Genomic DNA, 2,052 nt, shown 5'->3' with positions numbered 1-2,052 from the left:
CGGCGCGCCCGCAGCCGGCGCGCCCGCGGCCGGCGCGCCCGCGGACGGCGAGGACGCTGAGCCCGCCTTTGCCGCCGCGCCCCTCGATGATGCCCCCGCCGCCCCCGCCGAGGCCACCATCCGCCTCGCCATCGAGGGCATGCACTGCGCGAACTGCGCGCAGTCGATCGAGAGCCACTACCGCAAGACCCCGGGCGTGATCAGGTGCGCCGTCAACTTGGCGAACAACACCGGGCAGGTCACGTTCGACCCGAGCGCGGCGAGCGTCGACGACATGCTGCGCGTGTTCGACAGCCTGGCGTTCACCGCCGAGATCATCCCCGACGACGCCCCGCTCGTCGACGAGAAGCGCCGCGCCAAGGAGGCCGCCCGCGCGAAGCACGACCTGCGCGTGTTCGGCGCAAGCGCCGCGCTCACGGTGCTCGTCGTGTGCATCGGCATGCTGCCGGGCGCGCACATGGCCACGGGCGCGGCCCTCGCGGGGCTGTTCGCGGGCGGCGCCGAGCCCACGCACGTGCAGTCCATGTTCGCGGCGAACGTCCTGCTCATGCTGCTCACCATCCCCGTGCAGTTCGGCTGCGGCGCGCGCTTCTACAAGGGCGCGTGGGGGTCGCTCAAGGGGGGCAGCGCCAACATGGACGTGCTCGTGGCGCTCGGCACGTCGATCGCGTTTCTCTTCTCGCTGTGGATCACGTTCCTCCCGGTGGTCACGGGCCAGTGGACGGGGCACGAGGCCCTTCGCATCAACGGCGGCATGCCGTACTTCGAGACGTGCGCCATGCTCATCACGTTCGTGCTTTTGGGCAAGATCCTCGAGGCGCGCGCGAAGGGCGCCACGAACCAGGCCATCGAGTCGCTCATGAGCCTCACGCCGCCTGCGGCGCGCGTGGTGCGCGGCGGCGCGGAGGTGGAGGTGCCGCTCTCGCAGGTGATGGCGGGCGACACCGTGCTCGTGCGCCCCGGCGAGAAGGTGCCGGTCGACGGCGTGGTGCGCGGCGGCGCGTCCGAGGTTGACGAGTCGATGCTCACCGGCGAGGCGCTGCCGGTCGTCAAGCGCGCGGGCGACGTCGTGACGGGCGGCACGACGAACGCCACGGGCGCGCTCGAGGTGCGCGCGCTGCGCGTGGGCGCCGACTCCACGCTCGCGCGCATCGTGCGCGCGGTGGAGGACGCGCAGGGCTCGAAGGCGCCGGTGCAGCGCATGGCCGACAAGATCGCGGCGGTGTTCGTGCCGGCGATCCTGGCCATCGCGGCGCTCACGTTCTGCGCGTGGTTCTTCCTCGTGCCGCCGGAGAATCCGGACGAGCTGCTCCAGCAGGCGCTCCTGCCCGCCATCGCCGTCATCTGCGTGGCGTGCCCGTGCGCGCTGGGGCTCGCCACGCCCACGGCGCTCATGGTAGGCATGGGCAAGGGCGCGCAGCTCGGCGTGCTCATCAAGGACGGCGAGGTGCTCGAGCGCATGTGCAAGCTCGAAGCGGCGGTGTTCGACAAGACGGGCACCGTCACGCAGGGCGCCCCGCAGGTGGTCGCGTGCGACGTGGCTCCCGAGGCGCTGCGGCTGGCCGCCGCGCTCGAGGCGCGCAGCGAGCACCCGCTGGCGCGCGCGGTGGTCGAGTACGCGCAGGCCAGCGGTGCTGTCGGCGCCGGCGCGGCCGGCGAGCTTCCCGCGGTGGAGGCGTTCGAGGCCGTGGTCGGCGAGGGCGTGCGCGGCGTGGTCGAGGGCCACGAGGTGTTCGTGGGATCGCGCGTCGTGGTGGACGGCGTCGACCGGGGCGGCTTTGAGTTCCGCGACGAGTCCAAGCCCGACGCGGCCCAGGCCCTCGCGGAGCTGCAGGGCACCTACGGCATCGCGGCCTACATGGTCACGGGCGACGCCCAGGGCCCGGCCGAGGATGTGGCGGCCCAGGTGGGCATTCCCGCCGACCACGTGTTCTTCGGCGTGAAGCCGCTCGGGAAGGCCGAGCGCGTGCAGGCGGTGCGCGCCGGAGCGAGCACGGGCACGGGCGCCGGAGCGGGCGCGGGCACGGGCACGGGCGCAGGTCGCGCGGCGGG

Annotated in this window: 1 protein-coding gene; it reads left to right on the top strand. The window is 73.8% G+C overall.

All coding sequences use genetic code 11. From position 1 onward, the window contains the following. A partial coding sequence (locus G7Y49_RS11870) for a cation-translocating P-type ATPase (RefSeq protein WP_165174079.1) occupies positions 1-2,052 on the top strand: 2,052 nt, incomplete at both ends.

Origin of the sequence: Adlercreutzia sp. ZJ242, from assembly GCF_011038995.1 — a bacterium.
In the GTDB taxonomy this organism is placed as follows: Bacteria; Actinomycetota; Coriobacteriia; order Coriobacteriales; family Eggerthellaceae; genus CAAEEV01.
Note: the sequence above shows the minus strand (reverse complement) of the source record. Positions and strands in the feature narration are given on the sequence as shown.